Source organism: Herbaspirillum sp. SJZ107, from assembly GCF_006715485.1.
Classification (GTDB): Bacteria; Pseudomonadota; Gammaproteobacteria; order Burkholderiales; family Burkholderiaceae_D; genus Telluria.
This window is the reverse complement of the sequence record NZ_VFNH01000002.1, coordinates 341,171-357,042: the sequence shown is the minus strand read 5'-3', so window position 1 is coordinate 357,042 and position 15,872 is coordinate 341,171. Positions and strand designations below refer to the sequence as shown.

Below are 15,872 nucleotides of genomic sequence, written 5' to 3'. Positions count from 1 at the left end.
GGGGGCGTGGCCCCGGCCCTGTTTTTCATTGCTTCTTGTTGCGGCGGCGGCGGAGGAAGCCCAGGCCGGCCAGGCCCAGGCCCAGCAGCGCGAGCGAACCCGGTTCCGGCACCTTGGCCGATGCGCCCGAGCCGGCGTCGGCGCTGGTGCTTGTGCTGGTGCTTGTGCTGGTGCTTGTGCTGGTGCCGGTGCTGACCGTGGACGGCGCCACCGGGCTGCTGCTGACCGTCGCGGTGGTCACCGGCGCGGTCGAGATCGGCGTCGTCGACGGCATCAGCGTGCCGGCCACGGTAAAGCTCACATAGTCCAGACCGCCTACCGTCGGGTAGGCGTCGACGTCGGCGCCATTCTGCCAGGAGATCGTCAGCAGCTTGTCGGCGGACAGCGAGGCCCATTGCTGGTCGCTGAGCGTGAAGGAACCGCTCAGCGTGTAGTCGTAATCCCTATAGTTTTCCGTGACCGCGTAGCCGCTGCCGCCGGCACTGCTCCATCGCGCGCCCTGATAGCCATCCACGTAGAAATTGAAATATTCGTCATCGCAGATATTGTAGTTGCCACCGAAATCGCCCTTGGCGGTGACCGATATCGTTACGCCGGTGTACTTGTTGCCGTCGAGGGCGAAGGTCTTGCTGAAGCCTTGGGCGGTGCCGGTGATCGAAGTCGTATTCGAAGCAATGACCGTGGCCTGCGCGGCGTTGGCGAAGAAGGCGGCGGCGACAGCAAAAGCGGCGAGGAGTTGTTTGCGCATCTTGAATCCTTAAGTCGTTAAGGTTGTTATACATCATTCTTAATTTACTTAAAGCAATTTAGATGCCAGAAGGAAAAATCAGCGATTTTTCAATGCCTTACGCATTTGGTCTTTCGATTTTACCGTTTAACTGTAAAATTTCTCGACAATAAAAAAATAGTTTTACGCTAAGAAAAATTGATCGTCAAATTTACGATCATAGGTGAAACTTCGCATATTGATATCAAACTGATCAATATGACTAATTTGACGCCTGTAAGATTTTTCGACAAAACGAAAAAAACGGCAGTCCACGCTCAGCGCGAACTGCCGCAAAGGGCAGAACAAACCTGTCTTCAGAACGCGATCAGCGACGCGCCTGGGCCATCCCATCTACCTGCCCGCCCGCAGGCGTGCCGTCCCAGCCGCCGCCCAGCGCCCGGATCAGCGCCACCGTCGTCACGGCACGGTCGCCGCGCAGCTGCACGGCGCTGCGCTCCACCGCCGCCTGGTTGCGCTGGGCGTCCAGCAGTTCCAGGTAGCTGCCGCGGCCGGCGTCGTAGAGCTTCTGCGCCAGGTCGGAGGAACGGCGCGCGGACACCAGCGCCTGCTCGGTCTCGTAGCTCTGCCCTGCCAGGATGCGCAGGCCGGCCAGGTTGTCCTCGACTTCGGCAAAGGCGGTCAGCACGCTCTGGCGGTAGGCGCCGACCGCCTCGTCCAGCGCGGCTTCGCTGCGTGCCACGTTGTTGCGGTTGCGGCCGCCGTCGATCAAGGGCATCGACAGCGCCGCGCCCAGCAGCCAGGAGCGGCTGCTCCACTTGAACACGTCGCCGACGGTACCGGCCACGCCGCCGCCGTTGGCGCCGATGCTCAGCGCCGGGAACATGGCCGAACGCGCCACGCCGATGCGGGCATTGGCCGCCTCCATCGTGCGCTGGGCGCTGGCGATGTCGGGCCGCCGTTCCAGCAGGCTCGAGGGCAGCCCGGCCGGGATCAGCGGCAGCCCGGCCGCGTCTTCCAGCGGACTGGCCGGCGCCGTGAACACCGAGGCCGGCTTGCCCAGCAGGACCGCCAGCGCGTGTTCGGCCGTGGTGCGCTGGCGCTGCAGCCCAATCGCTTCGGCGCGCGACGTCGCCAGTTCGGTACGGGCGCGCGCCAGGTCGAATTCGCCGATGTCGCCGAGCTCGAAGCGGCGCCCCGTCACACGCACGCTTTCCTCGCGCAGCCGCACCGTGCGCTCCACCGTCGCCAGTTCGGCGTCGAGAGCACGCAGGCGGAAGTAAGTCTGGGCCACGTCGGCCTGCAGCGACAGCAGCACCGAGCGGTAGGTCGCTTCCACCGCGCCGGCATCGCCGCGCGCCGCCGCCACGTTGGCCGACACCCGCCCGAACAGGTCGATTTCGTAGCTGGCCGACAGCCGCGCCGAATAGCTGTTGAACGGGGCCACCGGCGTGCCCGGCGCCTGCAGGGCTTCCTGCGGCGACAGGCGGGTGCGCTGGGCACCGGCGTCCACGCCGATCTGCGGGATGCGGTCGGCCTCGGCGATGCCGGCAATCGCACGCGCCTGGCGCACGCGCGCCGCGGCCACCGTCAGGCTCTGGTTGTTGGCCGCCGCTTCGGCGACCAGCGCATCCAGCGACGGATCGTGGAACACGCGCCACCATTCGCCGCGCGGCTGGGCTTCGGCCGGCTGGCCGATCTTCCAGGTGGTGCCGTCGGGCGCGGTGCGGGTTGCCGGCGCCTGCGCTTCCTTGAAGGTGGGCACCGCGGCGATCTCCGGCTGCTTGAATGCCGGCGTCGAGCAGGCGGCCAGCAGCAGCGCCGCGAACAAGGGAGGCAAACCCTTTGCAATCATGGTTTTCATATCAGTGGTTTCCTTCCAGTGCAGGGCCGTGCTCGGTGCCGGGAACGGCAGCCGTCTTGTGCGAAGGCCGCTCGAAACGCTTGGCCAGGGTACGCAGCAGCACGTAGAACACCGGCGTCAGGAACAGGCCGAAGAAGGTCACGCCCAGCATGCCGGCGAACACGGCGACACCCATTGCGTGGCGCATCTCGGCGCCGGCGCCGTGCGAGAACACCAGCGGCACCACGCCCATGATGAAGGCGATCGAGGTCATCAGGATCGGACGCAAACGCAGGCGGCAGGCTTCCAGCGCGGCGGCGACGATGCTGCGGCCGTGGTGTTCCAGCTCGACCGCGAATTCCACGATCAGGATCGCGTTCTTCGAGGCCAGGCCGACCAGCACGAACAGCGCGATCTGGGTGAACACGTTGTTGTCGCCGCCGGTCAGCTTCACGCCGACGAGGGCGCACAGGATCGACATCGGCACGATCAGGATCACGGCCAGCGGCAGCGTCCAGCTTTCGTACTGGGCAGCCAGCACCAGGAACACCAGCAGCACGCACAGCGGGAACACGAAGATCATGGTGTTACCCGACAGGATGTCCTGGTAGGTCAGGTCGGTCCATTCGTAGGCGATCCCCTTCGGCAGCACGTCGCGCGCGATTTCCTCCATCGCCGCCTGGGCCTGGCCCGACGAGACACCTGGGGCCGGGCCGCCGTTCATCTCGGCGGCGACGTAGTTGTTGTAGCGCTGCACGCGGTCCGGGCCGTAGGTATCCTTGACCGTCATGAGCGAGGACAGCGGGATCATCTCGCCCTTGTCGTTGCGGACCTTCAGCTGGGCGATCTGCTCGCGCTGCGAACGGAACGGCGCATCGGCCTGCACCCGCACCTGGTAGGTACGGCCGAACTGGTTGAAGTCGTTCACGTACAGCGAACCGAGGTTGATCTGCAAGGTCTGGTTGATCTCGGCCAGCGGTACGCCCAGCTGCTTGGCTTTTACGCGGTCGACGTCGGCGAACAGCTGCGGCACGTTGATCTGGTAGCCCGAGAACACGCCGGCCAGGCGTTTATCGGTCGCGGCCTTGGCCATGAAGGCCTGCACCGCCTTGTTCAGTTCATCGTAGCCGAGGTTGCCGCGGTCTTCGATCATCATCTTGAAGCCGCCGGTGGTGCCGAGGCCGTTGACCGGCGGCGGCGGCAGCACCATCACGAACGCATCCTCGATGGCGCCCATGCGCTTGTTGATCTCCGCCGCGATGGCTTCGGCGCTCTGGTCCTTGCCGCGCTGGTCGAAGGGTTTCAGGGTGACGAAGGCGATACCGGCATTCGGCGCATTGGTGAAGCCGTTGATCGACAGGCCGGGGAAGGCGACCGACGATTCCACGCCCGGGATGCCGCGGGCGGCATCCGACATCCTGCGAATCACGTCATCGGTGCGCTCCAGCGAGGCGGCGTCCGGCAACTGGGCGAAGCCGATCAGGTAAGCCTTGTCCTGGGCCGGCACGAAGCCCGGCGGCACCGCCTTGAACATGAAGATGCCGGCGATCGTCAGCAGCGCATACACGCCCAGCGACGCGCTCTTGCGCTTCAGGACGCCCTGCACGCCCGCTTCGTAGCGGTGGGCCGAGCTGTTGAAGAAGCGGTTGAAGCCCTTGAAGAAGCGGCCGAACACGGCGTCCATACCGCGCGTCAGCCAGTCCTTTTTCGCACCGTGCGGTTTCAGGAGCACGGCCGACAGCGCCGGCGCCAGGGTCAGGGACAGGAAGGCCGAGATCACGGTCGAGATGGCGATGGTCAGCGCGAACTGGCGGTAGAACTGGCCGGTCAGGCCCGACACGAAGGCGATCGGCACGAACACGGCGCACAGCACCAGCGCGATCGCGATGATCGGACCGGACACTTCCTTCATCGCCTGCACGGTGGCGTCGTGCGGGTTCAGGCCGTTCTCGATGTTGCGCTCGACGTTTTCCACCACCACGATGGCGTCGTCGACCACGATACCGATCGCCAGCACCAGGCCGAACAGCGACAGGGTATTGATCGAGAAGCCGAAGGCCAGCATCACGGCGAAAGTACCGACCACCGACACCGGCACCGCCAGCAGCGGAATCACGGACGCGCGCCAGGTCTGCAGGAACACGATCACGACGATCGCCACCAGCACGATCGCTTCGATCAGCGTATGCAGCACCGAGTTGATCGACTCGCGCACGAACTGGGTCGGGTCGTACACGATGCTGTAGGTCATCCCCTGCGGGAAGTCCTTCGACAGTTCTTCCATCTTGGCACGCACGTCGGTCGACAGTTGCAGTGCATTCGCGGTCGGCGACTGGAACAGCGGGATCGCCACCGCCGACTTGTTGTCGAGCAGCGAGCGCAGCGCGTAGGAGTTCGAGCCCATTTCCAGGCGCGCGACGTCCTTCAGCAGGGTGGTGGCGCCATCCGTGTTGGTCTTGACCACGATGTTGCCGAATTCCTCGACGCTGGCCAGGCGGCCCTGGGTGTTCACGGTCAGCTGGAACTCGGCGCCCTTGGACGGACCCTGGCCGACCACGCCGGCCGCGACCTGCACGTTCTGTTCGCGGATGGCGTTGACGACGTCGCTCGCGGTCAGGTTGCGTCCGGCCACCTTCTGCGGATCGAGCCAGACCCGCATCGCGTAGTCGCCCGAGCCGAACAGCTGGACGTCGCCCATGCCCGGGATGCGGGCCAGCTGGTCCTTGACGTTCAGCGTGGCGTAGTTGCGCAGGTACAGGTCGTCATAGCGGCCGTCCGGCGAATTCAGGTGCACCACCATCGTGATGTTGGGCGAGCTCTTGACGGTGGTGACGCCGATCTGGCGCACCTCTTCCGGCAGGCGCGGCAGCGCGCGCTGGACGCGGTTCTGCACCGCCGTCTCGGCCTGCTCGACGTTGGTGCCGATCTTGAAGGTCACGGTCAGCTGCAGCGCGCCGTCCGAGGTGTTCTGCGAGGTCATGTAGAGCATGCCCTCGACGCCGATGATCTCCTGCTCGATCGGGGTGGCGACCGTCTCGGCGATGACCTTCGGGTTGGCGCCCGGGTACTGGGCGCGCACCACGATCGACGGCGGCACGACCTCGGGGTATTCCGAGATCGGCAGCTGGAAGATCGAGATCAGGCCGGCCACGAACACGATGACGGACAAGACCGCCGCAAAGATCGGCTTGTCGACGAAAAAGCGTGAAATATTCATTTTATTGTTCCTTACTTGGTCTCTGCCATGGCGATCCTGGCGCCGTCCTTCGCCGCTGGCGCACCGGTACTGGCCACCATCGGCACGGTCTGCGCCGTGATCGGGGCGCCCGGACGCACCCGCTGCAGGCCGTTGACGACGATCTTCTCGCCCGGCTTCAGGCCGCTGCGTACCACGCGCAGGCCATCGATGACCGGGCCCAGGGTGACTGCGCGGTACTCGGCTTTGCCGTCCTTGTCGACCACGAACACGAACTTGCGGCTCTGGTCGGTGCCGACGGCGCGGTCGGTGATCAGCAGTGCGTTTTTCGGGCTGCCGCCGCCGATCTGCACGCGCGCGAACAGGCCCGGCGCCATGCCGCGGTCCTTGTTGTCGAAGGTGGCGCGCATGCGCACGCTGCCGGTGCGGCTGTCGAGCTGGTTGTCGACGAATTCGAGCTTGCCCTCGTGCGGGAAGCCTTCTTCGCCGGCCAGCCCGACGTTCACCGCCACGGCGCGGCCGGCATGCGCATCCTTGCTGACGCGCAGATAGGTTTCCTCGTCGCCGTCGAAGCTGGCGTAGATGCGATCCAGCGACACCACCGAGGTCAGCACGTTCGAGGCATCGACCAGGTTGCCGAGGGTGATCTCGGCCTTCGAGACGCGGCCGTCGATCGGCGAGACGACGCGGGTATAGGACAGGTTCAGGCGCGCGGTCTGGGCCTGGGCATCGAAGGCGCGCGCGGTGGCGTCGAGTTCCTTCAGGCCGGATGCGCGCTCGTCGTATTCGCGCTGGGCGATGGCTTTATCGCCCAGCAGGCGCTCGGCGCGGGCCAGTTCGACGCGCGCCAGTTCGGTCTTGGCGCGTGCGGACTTGGCGGCGGCGTCGGCGCGGTCGGCTTCGGCCTGGTAGGGACGCGCGTCGATCACGAACAGCACATCGCCTTTTTTGACTTCGGCGCCCGGCTTGAAGTTGACGGCGGTGATGAAGCCGGACACGCGCGGACGGATCTCGACGCGCTCGACCGCTTCCAGCCGGCCCGAGAATTCCTGGGTTTCGGCGACCTGCTTTTCGATCACGGCGGCGGCCGACACCGGCGGACCGCCGGCAGCAGCCTGGGCCGGCGGCGCATCGGCCTTGCCGGTGGCATCGGAGCAGCCGGCGATCAGGATGGCCACGCCGGCCGCCCCGAGCGCCAGCACCAGCGGTCGTGCCGCTGTCTTCAATTGATGCATCGTTTTCATGTTGCCCTCTCGTTTTTGGAAAATTATTAATAACTTGTTAATGCTTGGACGAAAGCAGTCCTTTCCGGGCTTTTGCAGGAAAAGACAGGTCTCCGCTGCCCCGTTTGCCGGGGCAGCTTGTTATGGTTTATTTATTGAAAAACGCTGATCTGTGGGATCAACAGCCGGCAGGAAGCTTGTCCTGGTCGAGTCCGGCAATGAAGTTGGCGATTTCGCTCAAGGCATGTGCCTGGCAGGCACATTCGTTACGCGCATTCGGTTCCTGCAGGCGCGCTGCAGACATGCGCCGGACCGTGGCCGGCACCCCTGCATCGATCAGTTTCTTGCCATAGGCTTCGGCCTCGTCGCGCAAGGGGTCGTCCTCGGCCGACAGGATCAGGGCCGGCGGCAGGTTCTTCATGCGGCTCGACTGCAGCGGCGAGGCATACGGGTGGCTGCGGTCAGCCGGATGCGGCAGGTAGCCGCGGTAGGCGGCGGCGCACTCGTTGACGACCTTGGCGGCGCCGACGCCGGTCGGCATCTCGCGCATCGAGCAGGTGGACAGGCCGGGATCGAGCATCGGCATGACCAGGATCTGGCCCGCTACCTGCGGGGCGCCGCGGTCGCGCGCCATCAGGCTGCTGACGGCGGCCAGGTTGGCGCCGGCTTCGATGCCGGCCACCAGCAGGCGCTTGCCGTTCCAGCCCAGCTTGGCCTTGTTCTTCCGGGCCCACATCAGTACCGCATGCGCATCCTCGACCGCCGCCGGGAAGGGTTTCACGGGTGCCAGCGTATAGGTGGAAGCCAGCACGATCGGGGCGTTGCCGGCTTCGGCCAGATGGCGCAGGAAGTTGTCGGAATGATCGAGGTCGCCGTCGACGAAGCCGCCGCCGTGGAAGAACACCACCAGCACCTCGCGCTTGCCCTCGCGCGCCGCCTTGTACAGGCGCGCGGCCAGCGGCCCTTCGAAGCCGTCCACTTCCAGCTCGCGCACGACCAGGGTATCGTCGCGCAGGCGTTCGATCGCCGGGTGCAGCGCGATCATCGCGCCCCCCCGACGGCGAACAGGGCCTGGTAGCCGCGCGCCTCGGCGCCGGCGCCATGGACATACGCGTCGCTGAGGACCAGCACGGCCATGAGCACCACGCCCAGGATCAGCGCCACGGCGGGGCCGATACTCTCGAGATGAATTTTCATGACCTGCTCCTTTTTTATGGTGACCGTAACGAGACTATAGACTTCAACTAGAATCTGATAAATAGAGCAATCGCGAATCCATTATTCAGATTCCTGAACAATCGCTACAGATGAGGTCGGTCGATGAACAAATTGCAGGCAATGGAAGTCTTCGTGCAGGTGGTCGATGCCGGCAGCTTCACGCGCGCGGCCGAGATGCTGCAACTACCCAAGGCCACGGTATCGACGCTGGTGCAGTCGCTCGAGACGGCGCTGTCGGCCAAGCTGCTGCACCGGACCACGCGCATGGTGACGGTGACCACCGACGGCGCCGCCTACTATGAACGCTGCATCCGCATCCTGTCCGACGTGCGCGACGCCGAGGAATCGCTGTCGCGCACCCGCCTGTCGCCCAGCGGCCGGCTGCGCGTGGACATGGCCACCGGGCTGGCCAGCGAAATCCTGATCCCGGCCCTGCCCGCCTTCTTCGAGCGCTATCCCGACATCCTGATGGAGCTGGGCAGCACCGACCGCCCAGTCGACCTGATCGAGGAAGGCGTCGATTGCGCGATCCGCGGCGGCGACCTGTTCGACGACAACCTGATCGCGCGCCGCGTCGGCGTGATCAACTTCGTCACCGCGGCCTCGCCCGACTACATCGCGCGCCACGGCATGCCGCGCCATCCGCGCGACCTCGACCGCCACCGCTGCGTCAACTATTTCTCGGCCAAGACCGGCAAGACCTACGACTGGGACTTCCACCGCGGCGACGAAACCATCGAGATTCCGATGCCGGGCGTGATCGCGCTCAACGATTCGAATGGCTACGTGCGCGCCGGCCTTGCCGGCCTCGGCATCATCCAGATGGCTGATTACCTGCTGGAGAAGCACGTGGCCAGCGGCGGCCTGGTGCGGGTGCTGGGCGACTGGGCCAGCAAGCCGCTGCCGGTGCACATCGTGTATCCGCAGAACCGCCACATGTCGGCCAAGGTGCGCGTGTTCGTCGAGTGGGTGGCGGAGCTGTTTGCGCGCCATCCGCACATGCAGATCGGGGCCGTGCCGCGGCTGGAGCCGGTAAGCGACGCGGAGGCGGTGACGGCGTGATCTGCGGGTGTAGAATCTTTCTCACTAATAAGAGAACACTCAGCAGGAGACAGCCATGGCCCAGCCGCGCCCGATCGACGTGCTGCTCGCGCAGTACGCCGACAGCCACCGCAACCCGACCAACGAACTGATCCACTTCGTGTGCGTGCCCCTGATCGTGTTCACGCTGCTGGGGATCCTGTGGAGCATCCACCCGCTGCTGGCCTGGATGGCCGGGCTGGCCGCGCTCGCCTACTACGGCCGGCTGTCGATGCCGTTTGCGGTCGGCATGCTGGCGCTGTTCCTGCTCATGATGAGCCTGTTGTCGCTGATGCCGCCGCTGACGGTGCTGCCGCTGTCGATCGCCATTTTCGTGGTGGCATGGATCGGCCAGTTCATCGGCCACAAGATCGAAGGCAAGAAACCCTCGTTCCTGGACGATGTGCGTTTCCTGCTGATCGGGCCGCTGTTCGTGCTGGGTTTTCTCTACCGGCGGCTTAATCTGGCATATTGAGCCTGACCGATTGATCCAGCTCGCATAAGCGAGCACTGCATTGCGCGCCGGCTCTTGTGAAAAGCGTAATCTGACATCATCTGCTGAACACAATGAATTGATCGGAGCACATCATGAACCGCCGCGCGCTTACTCTCCCCTTCGCCCTCGCTTTTGCCGGCATCCTGGCCGGCTGCGCCACCCCGCCCGAATCGGGCAGCGTGTACAGCGCCTACCAGACCCAGAACGAACAGACGGTCCGCCTGGGCACCGTCGAATCGGTCCGCAACGTCACCATCGCCAATCCGGACAGCGGTACCGGCACCGTCGCCGGCGCCGCCCTCGGCGGCCTGGGCGGCTCGCAGATCGGCAGCGGCAACGGCTCGGCCGCGGTCGGCATCCTCGGTGCCGTGGCCGGCGGCATCATCGGCAACCGCCTCGAAAACAAGGCCAACAACCGCCCCGGCTTCGAGATCACCGTGCGCCTCGAGAATGGCGAACTGCGTTCGGTGACGCAGCTGGCCGACGAGATGTTCCGCCCAGGCGAACGGGTGCGCCTGCTGAGCAACGGCTATACGACGCGCGTGACGCACTGAGTGTAGCGCCCGGCGCCGTCCTGTCGCGTGCGCAGGACGGCGCCGTAATCGATGCCCCATGGATATCACGAAAGCACGTATACTTTCGCGATGCCATCCTACGTCCTCTTCACCATTGCGTCCCTGATCTGGGGCTCCACCTTCTGGGCCATCACACTGCAACTGGGGGAGGTCCCGCCCGCGGTCTCGGTCGTCTACCGGTTTGCCCTGGCATCAGGCACGCTGTTCGCCTGGTGCCTGCTGCGCGGCGACAGGCTGCGCCTGCCCTGGCGCGTCCAGCGCTGGACCCTGCTGCAAGGCTTCTTCACGTTCGGCCTGTCTTATGTGTGTACCTACAACGCCGAGCAGTTCGTGGTGTCGGCGCTGGTGGCGGTGCTGTTTGCGCTGATGGTGTTCTGGACGCCGATCTGCGCCCGCCTCGCCTTCGGCACCCCGATCGCGCACCGTACCTGGGGCGCCGGCGTGGCCGCGATCGCCGGCGTGTCCCTGCTGTTCTGGCATTCGATCGAGAGCGCGCTGCATGACATCAGCCAGGGCGGCCAGGGGCACTTCATCCTCGGGCTGGTACTGGGCATCGGCGCCTCGATCGCCAGCTCGGCCGGCAGCATCGTGGTCGGCAAGGTGCGCGAACAATCGAACAACCTGATGCTGACCACCGGCTGGTCGATGTTCTGGGGCACCTGCATGGTGGCCATCTGGTGCCTGGCGACCGGCCAGGAATTCATCATCCCGCGCGCGCCGAGCTACGTGCTGGGCTTGCTGCACCTGTCGATCTTCGGCTCGGTGGTCGCCTTCATCTGCTACTTCACGCTGATCAACCGCATCGGCTCGAACAAGGCCGTCTACATCGGCGTGATCACGCCGGTGATCTCGGTGCTGCTGTCGATCAAGCTCGAACACTACCGCCCTGGCCCGGTCGAATGGCTGGGCATGGCGGTCTGCCTGGGCAGCGTCGCCTGGGCCCTGCGCGCACCCGCAGCCAAACCCGTGCTCCACAGTGAAACCGAAGTCCAACTGAACAATCCAATCGAAACGCCATGACTGCATCCACCATCACCGCCAGCTTCGCCATCCGCCCCGCCACCCCGGCCGACGTCGTCCCCATCCATTCGATGATCATGGAACTGGCCGTGTTCGAGAAACTCGAGCACATGGTGGTCAGCAGCGAAGCCCTGCTGCACGACGGCCTGTTCGGTGCGCGTCCGGGCGCCGAGGCGATCGTTGCCGAAGCCGATGGCGAGGTGGTCGGCTTTGCCCTGTTCTTCCACAATTTCTCGACCTTCCTGACGCGCCGCGGCCTGTACCTGGAAGACCTGTACGTGCGCCAGGCCCACCGCGGCAAGGGCTACGGCAGCCGCCTGCTGAAGCACTTGGCGCGCATCGCGGTCGAGCGCGAATGCGGCCGCTTCGAGTGGTCGGTGCTGGACTGGAACACGCCCGCCATCGATTTCTACAAGAGCATGGGCGCCGAGCTGCTGCCCGACTGGCGCATCTGCCGCGTGACCGGCGCACCGCTGACGGCGCTGGCGCAGGACTGAGCGCTTCTCCAAAGAAAAAACCCACGGGCTGCTCGCAGCGCCGTGGGTAACCCATTCGTCAGGATGGGGAGGGGAGACTTGAATCCAACGGCCCCCAATATAAGCCCCGGCCTACCCGCTCAGGGCGTTCCTTACAAATGCTTACCTCGGTAACAGAACACTAAGATTAGTCAAGCGTCTTCTGCTTGCGCACGCTTGAGTGATCACAAATACAACAACGCGCCGTGCATGAGAATGGGTCTTCCAAACGAGGGATCACCATGAAAACGAGCGCCAGACTCAGCTTTAAACCCGGCTTCAAACCCCACGCCCCTGCACGGCCGCATCATGGGGCCGCCGAATGGATCTACCGGTCGTGCCTGCGGATCTGGTTGCGTTATCGGCTCGACGCCTGCACGCGCTGCCTGCACACGATCGCGGCGCAACGCGCCAACGACTTCCAGGCCGAGCGTCTGCTGCACCGGGACATCTCCGCGATGCGTTCGCGGCTGCAATCGCTGTAGCGTGCCTCCGTTCCGTGCCGGGTTTCAGCGGCTTCTGCGCCGTGCCAGCAGGCGTTCGATTGTCTCGAAGCCGGCCTGGGTCAGCAGCGCCAGCAAGGCCGCCGGAATGGCGCCGGCCAGCAGCATGTCGTTGTCGTTCAGCGCCAGCCCGGTCGTGATGCGTTCGCCGAAGCCGCCGGCGCCAATGAAGGCGGCGATCGTGGCCGTGCCCACGCTCATCACTGCCGCCGTCTTGACGCCCGCCAGGATCACCGGCGCCGCCAGCGGCAGTTCGACGGCGAGCAGGGCCTGCGTCCGCGTCAGGCCCAGCGCCAGCGCCGCCGTGCGCAAGCCGGCCGGCACTTGCAGCAGGCCGGTGCAGGTATTGCGCACGATCGGCAGCAGCGCATAGGCGCACAGCGCCACCAGCGCCGGCACCGTGCCGATGCGGCCGAGCAGCGGAATCAATATCGCCAGCAGGGCCAGCGAAGGCACGGTCTGCAGCATGCCGGCCAGCGCCAGCACCACCTGGCGCAAACGCGGCACCAGCGCCGCCAGGATGCCGAGCGGGACGCCGGCCAGGCTGCCGAGCAGCACGGCGGCGCCCACCAGCAGCAGGTGCTGGCGCGCCAGCGTGGCGAAGCCGTTGCCGAAGGTTTTGGCGAGCAGGCCGTCGCGTCGAACGCCGGCGCCTGCCGGAGCGCTTGTGTCATGGGTAGCGTGGACGGGTTTCCCGTCCACGCGTTCAATGCCCGCGTGCTTCGCGATCCAGTCCTTGGCGATCGCCGCAAAGCTTGCGCCGTCCAGTTCCGCCGCCGCATTCATCCCGATCATGGCATCTGCTGAAATGCGCCCTTCCAGCGCACCGATGGCACGCCAGGCTGCCGGAAAACGCCGCGGCAGGTCGAGGCGGTACAGCAGCACCGCGTCGTAGCGCGGAAAGTAGTGCAGGTCGTCGTCCAGCACGCGCAGGCCGTACTGGCGGATCTTGGCGTCGGTCGAGTAGATGTCGGTGATGTCGATCTGGCGCTGCGCCAGCGCTTCGTAGGCGATGCCGTGGTCGAGGCCGCGCGGCGTCTGCGGCAGGCCGTAGCGCCGCGCCAAGCCCGGCCAGCCATCGGCGCGGCCCAGGAATTCATGCGACAGGCCGATGTGCAGGTCCGGCCGGCGCGCCAGGTCGGACAGGCGCGCGATGCCGGGACCGCCCGCATCGCGGCCGCGCATGGCCAGTGCATAGCCATTCGAAAAACCGAGCGGCACGGCGACGCCCAGGCCGAGCGGCTGCAGCGCCGCGCGCATCTGGTCGATCGTGGTCGGCTGCGGATTCTTGAGGATCTCGAGGTCGATGGTGCCGAGGTATTCCGGGTACACATCGATGTCGCCCGAACGCAGCGCCGCCAGCACGATGGCGGTGTTGCCGAGGCCCTGGCGGTGCTCGGCGGGACCGGCCGTGGCGGCGGTTCGGGTGAGGATCTCGCCCAGGATATAGGACTCGGTGAAACGCTTGGAGCCGACCCGCAGCACGTCCGCGGCGCCTGCCGGGGTCAGGAAAAGCAGGCCGGTCCAGGCCAGCACCAGCAGGGCAACGCGACGCATACGAGCTCCATCGATCGAGCGCTCAAGCATACCCGATCATGGTGTCCGGCGCCCGCGGCACGCCGCCGTGGACCACCAGCCGGCATGGCCGCGCGCCCAGCGCATACGCCAGGTCCGACGGCCGCGCCACGTCCCACAGCGCCAGGTCGGCGCGCATGCCCGGCGCCAGCGTGCCGATGTCGCTGCGGCCCAGGGCGCGCGCCGCGTGCACGGTGCAGCCGCGCAGCGCTTCCAGGGGCGTCATGCGCCACAGCGTGCAGGCCAGGTTCATCGCCAGCAGCAGGGAGGTCAGCGGCGAGGTGCCGGGATTGCAGTCGGTGGCCAGCGCCAGCGGCACACCGGCGGCGCGCAGCGCGTCCAGCGGCGGCATGCGCGCTTCGTTCGCAAATTCGCGCAGGAAGTAATAAGCGCCCGGCAGCAGCACCGCCACCGTACCCGCACGCGCCATCGCCGCCACGCCCGCGGGCGACAGGTATTCCAGATGGTCGGCCGACAGCCCGCCGTAATCCGCTACCAGCGCCGCCCCATCCTGGTCCGACAGCTGCTCGGCATGCAGCTTGACCGGCAGGCCGAGCCGGCGCGCGGCGGCGAACACGCGCGCCGTCTGCGCGTGCGTAAAACCGATGCGCTCGCAAAAGGCGTCGACCGCATCGACCAGGCCTTCGGCCGCCAGCGCCGGCAGCATGCGCTCGCAGACTTCGTCGATGTAGGCGTCGGCACGGCCGGCAAATTCGGGCGGCAGCGCGTGCGCGCCGAGGAAAGTGGTGTGCACGCTCACCGGCAGCACCGTGCCGATGCGACGCGCCACGCGCAGCATCTTCGCTTCATCAAGCAGGCTCAAGCCGTAGCCGGACTTGATCTCGAGCGTGGTCACGCCCTCGGCCAGCAGGGTGCGGATGCGCGGCAGGCTCTGGTGCAATAACGCGTCTTCGGAAACGGCGCGGGTGGCGCGCACGGTAGACAGGATGCCACCGCCCGCGCGCGCGATGTCTTCGTAGCTGGCGCCGTTCAGGCGCGCTTCCCACTCGCCGCCGCGCTCGCCGGCGTGGACGATGTGGGTGTGGCAGTCGACCAGCCCCGGCGTCATCCAGGCGCCGCCGCAGTCGTGGATGGCGGCCGCCGGCGGCGCGTCGCGGCGCGCGCCGAGCCAGGCGATGCGGTCGCCGCATACCGCCAGCGCGGCATCCTGCACGTCGCCAACCCCGTCCACCATCGTGGCCAGGCGCACGTTGGTGAACAGCAGGTCGGCGGCTTCCGTCACCATGGCTCAGTCGTCATAGTGGCCGTCTTCGTTGTCGAGGTCGTCCTCGTCGTCGTAGTAATGGATGTCGACGATGAAGATCGTGCCCTGCCCTGCGTCCAGCTTCCAGACCGTTCCCTGGTCGAGCAGCATGGCGTCATAGCGCACCATGGCGATGCGCTCGTCCTCGCTGCTCAATTCCAGGCTCTCGCCCTCGGCCAGGAACAGCACGGTCACCGGGGCGCGCGCGACGAAGGTCGAGGGGCCGTCCAGGCGGCGCCGGCCGAAGCTGTGGTAGCAGCGGTCGGTGCGCGTCATCGCGTTGAAGTCGGTGGTGGTGCCGCGATTCAGCTTGGCGCTGACGCGCGCATCGCCTTCGAAGCTGACCACCGGTTCGGCCGCCGACACCAGGGCCGGCTCGCCGTCGATGTCGAGCGTCACGCCATGGCCTTCGACCAGGGCCAGCGTACGGTCGACGCCGGGAAAGACCGAGAACGGGCCGTCGGCACCGATGGTGGCCAGGCTCACGCGCCAGTCGAAGTCGGTGAAGCCGGCGTCCTGCGGGAACACGGCAATCTCGGTCGTGCTGCCGGCGCCGTTTTTCCACGGGACCGGCGACAAGCCTGCAAACGGAATCAGCATCGTCATTGCATTACCTCAGCAAAATTATCTCGACGTC

At 66.2% G+C, this 15,872-nt stretch carries 15 protein-coding genes; 6 read left to right on the top strand and 9 right to left on the bottom strand.

Annotated elements, in window-relative coordinates; all coding sequences use genetic code 11:
- Positions 1-25: 25 nt before the first annotated feature.
- From FBX97_RS29845 to FBX97_RS29585, 6 genes are all read right to left on the bottom strand, one after another.
- On the bottom strand, positions 26-748 hold the full coding sequence (locus tag FBX97_RS29845) for a PEP-CTERM sorting domain-containing protein (RefSeq protein ID WP_221631796.1): 723 nt from the start codon (positions 746-748) through the stop codon (positions 26-28).
- 346 nt (positions 749-1,094) lie between these two features.
- Positions 1,095-2,591: an efflux transporter outer membrane subunit gene (locus tag FBX97_RS11270; protein WP_141831618.1), complete on the bottom strand. Its 1,497-nt coding sequence runs from the start codon at positions 2,589-2,591 to the stop codon at positions 1,095-1,097.
- Position 2,592: 1 nt separating this feature from the next.
- Complete coding sequence (locus FBX97_RS11265) at positions 2,593-5,787, bottom strand: efflux RND transporter permease subunit (protein WP_141831617.1); 3,195 nt, start codon at positions 5,785-5,787, stop codon at positions 2,593-2,595.
- An 11-nt stretch (positions 5,788-5,798) separates the two neighbouring features.
- Positions 5,799-7,010: an efflux RND transporter periplasmic adaptor subunit gene (locus tag FBX97_RS11260; protein ID WP_141831616.1), complete on the bottom strand. Its 1,212-nt coding sequence runs from the start codon at positions 7,008-7,010 to the stop codon at positions 5,799-5,801.
- Positions 7,011-7,167: 157 nt separating this feature from the next.
- Positions 7,168-8,034, bottom strand: coding sequence for an alpha/beta hydrolase (locus FBX97_RS11255; RefSeq protein WP_141831615.1), 867 nt, complete (start codon positions 8,032-8,034; stop codon positions 7,168-7,170).
- On the bottom strand, positions 8,031-8,186 hold the full coding sequence (locus FBX97_RS29585) for a hypothetical protein (protein ID WP_185748562.1): 156 nt from the start codon (positions 8,184-8,186) through the stop codon (positions 8,031-8,033). The genes FBX97_RS11255 and FBX97_RS29585 overlap by 4 nt, the downstream gene beginning before the upstream one ends.
- 123 nt (positions 8,187-8,309) lie before the next feature.
- On the opposite strand from FBX97_RS29585, the gene FBX97_RS11250 reads away from it, so the two are divergent.
- From FBX97_RS11250 to FBX97_RS11225, 6 genes are all read left to right on the top strand, one after another.
- The gene (locus FBX97_RS11250) at positions 8,310-9,269 is read left to right on the top strand and encodes a LysR family transcriptional regulator (protein WP_141831614.1); all 960 of its coding nucleotides are present in this window, start codon (positions 8,310-8,312) and stop codon (positions 9,267-9,269) included.
- Between the two features lie 55 nt (positions 9,270-9,324).
- The gene (locus tag FBX97_RS11245) at positions 9,325-9,762 is read left to right on the top strand and encodes a DUF962 domain-containing protein (protein ID WP_141831613.1); all 438 of its coding nucleotides are present in this window, start codon (positions 9,325-9,327) and stop codon (positions 9,760-9,762) included.
- A gap of 113 nt (positions 9,763-9,875) precedes the next feature.
- On the top strand, positions 9,876-10,337 hold the full coding sequence (locus FBX97_RS11240) for a glycine zipper 2TM domain-containing protein (RefSeq protein ID WP_141831612.1): 462 nt from the start codon (positions 9,876-9,878) through the stop codon (positions 10,335-10,337).
- Positions 10,338-10,427: 90 nt separating this feature from the next.
- Positions 10,428-11,378, top strand: a complete 951-nt coding sequence (locus FBX97_RS11235; RefSeq protein WP_141831611.1) for a DMT family transporter — start codon at positions 10,428-10,430, stop codon at positions 11,376-11,378.
- Complete coding sequence (locus FBX97_RS11230; RefSeq protein WP_141831610.1) at positions 11,375-11,875, top strand: GNAT family N-acetyltransferase; 501 nt, start codon at positions 11,375-11,377, stop codon at positions 11,873-11,875. The genes FBX97_RS11235 and FBX97_RS11230 overlap by 4 nt, the downstream gene beginning before the upstream one ends.
- A 260-nt stretch (positions 11,876-12,135) precedes the next feature.
- A complete protein-coding gene (locus FBX97_RS11225; RefSeq protein WP_141831608.1) occupies positions 12,136-12,378 on the top strand; it encodes a hypothetical protein in 243 nt (80 codons plus the stop codon).
- A gap of 24 nt (positions 12,379-12,402) precedes the next feature.
- Here the strand turns inward: FBX97_RS11225 and FBX97_RS11220 are convergent, their stop codons facing one another.
- The 3 genes from FBX97_RS11220 to FBX97_RS11210 are packed head-to-tail and all read right to left on the bottom strand — an operon-like array spanning position 12,403 to position 15,841.
- Positions 12,403-13,953 carry a glycine betaine ABC transporter substrate-binding protein gene (locus FBX97_RS11220; RefSeq protein ID WP_141831606.1) on the bottom strand — a complete coding sequence of 517 codons (1,551 nt, stop codon included), beginning with the start codon at positions 13,951-13,953 and terminating at the stop codon, positions 12,403-12,405.
- 22 nt (positions 13,954-13,975) lie between these two features.
- Positions 13,976-15,217 (bottom strand): imidazolonepropionase, encoded by a 1,242-nt coding sequence (hutI, locus tag FBX97_RS11215; RefSeq protein WP_141831604.1) that lies wholly within the window; start codon positions 15,215-15,217, stop codon positions 13,976-13,978.
- A gap of 3 nt (positions 15,218-15,220) precedes the next feature.
- Positions 15,221-15,841: a HutD family protein gene (locus FBX97_RS11210; RefSeq protein ID WP_141831602.1), complete on the bottom strand. Its 621-nt coding sequence runs from the start codon at positions 15,839-15,841 to the stop codon at positions 15,221-15,223.
- Positions 15,842-15,872: the final 31 nt, after the last annotated feature.

What these genes read in the sequence shown, in the direction of transcription:
- FBX97_RS11250 (WP_141831614.1), top strand. Translation starts at nt 8,310, where the DNA reads ATGAACAAATTGCAGGCAATGGAAGTCTTCGTGCAGGTGGTCGATGCC.
- FBX97_RS29845 (WP_221631796.1), bottom strand. Translation starts at nt 748, where the DNA reads ATGCGCAAACAACTCCTCGCCGCTTTTGCTGTCGCCGCCGCCTTCTTC.
- FBX97_RS11265 (WP_141831617.1), bottom strand. Translation starts at nt 5,787, where the DNA reads ATGAATATTTCACGCTTTTTCGTCGACAAGCCGATCTTTGCGGCGGTC.
- FBX97_RS11210 (WP_141831602.1), bottom strand. Translation starts at nt 15,841, where the DNA reads ATGACGATGCTGATTCCGTTTGCAGGCTTGTCGCCGGTCCCGTGGAAA.
- FBX97_RS11255 (WP_141831615.1), bottom strand. Translation starts at nt 8,034, where the DNA reads ATGATCGCGCTGCACCCGGCGATCGAACGCCTGCGCGACGATACCCTG.
- FBX97_RS29585 (WP_185748562.1), bottom strand. Translation starts at nt 8,186, where the DNA reads ATGAAAATTCATCTCGAGAGTATCGGCCCCGCCGTGGCGCTGATCCTG.
- FBX97_RS11240 (WP_141831612.1), top strand. Translation starts at nt 9,876, where the DNA reads ATGAACCGCCGCGCGCTTACTCTCCCCTTCGCCCTCGCTTTTGCCGGC.
- FBX97_RS11260 (WP_141831616.1), bottom strand. Translation starts at nt 7,010, where the DNA reads ATGAAAACGATGCATCAATTGAAGACAGCGGCACGACCGCTGGTGCTG.
- FBX97_RS11245 (WP_141831613.1), top strand. Translation starts at nt 9,325, where the DNA reads ATGGCCCAGCCGCGCCCGATCGACGTGCTGCTCGCGCAGTACGCCGAC.
- FBX97_RS11225 (WP_141831608.1), top strand. Translation starts at nt 12,136, where the DNA reads ATGAAAACGAGCGCCAGACTCAGCTTTAAACCCGGCTTCAAACCCCAC.
- hutI (WP_141831604.1), bottom strand. Translation starts at nt 15,217, where the DNA reads ATGGTGACGGAAGCCGCCGACCTGCTGTTCACCAACGTGCGCCTGGCC.
- FBX97_RS11270 (WP_141831618.1), bottom strand. Translation starts at nt 2,591, where the DNA reads ATGAAAACCATGATTGCAAAGGGTTTGCCTCCCTTGTTCGCGGCGCTG.
- FBX97_RS11230 (WP_141831610.1), top strand. Translation starts at nt 11,375, where the DNA reads ATGACTGCATCCACCATCACCGCCAGCTTCGCCATCCGCCCCGCCACC.
- FBX97_RS11220 (WP_141831606.1), bottom strand. Translation starts at nt 13,953, where the DNA reads ATGCGTCGCGTTGCCCTGCTGGTGCTGGCCTGGACCGGCCTGCTTTTC.
- FBX97_RS11235 (WP_141831611.1), top strand. Translation starts at nt 10,428, where the DNA reads ATGCCATCCTACGTCCTCTTCACCATTGCGTCCCTGATCTGGGGCTCC.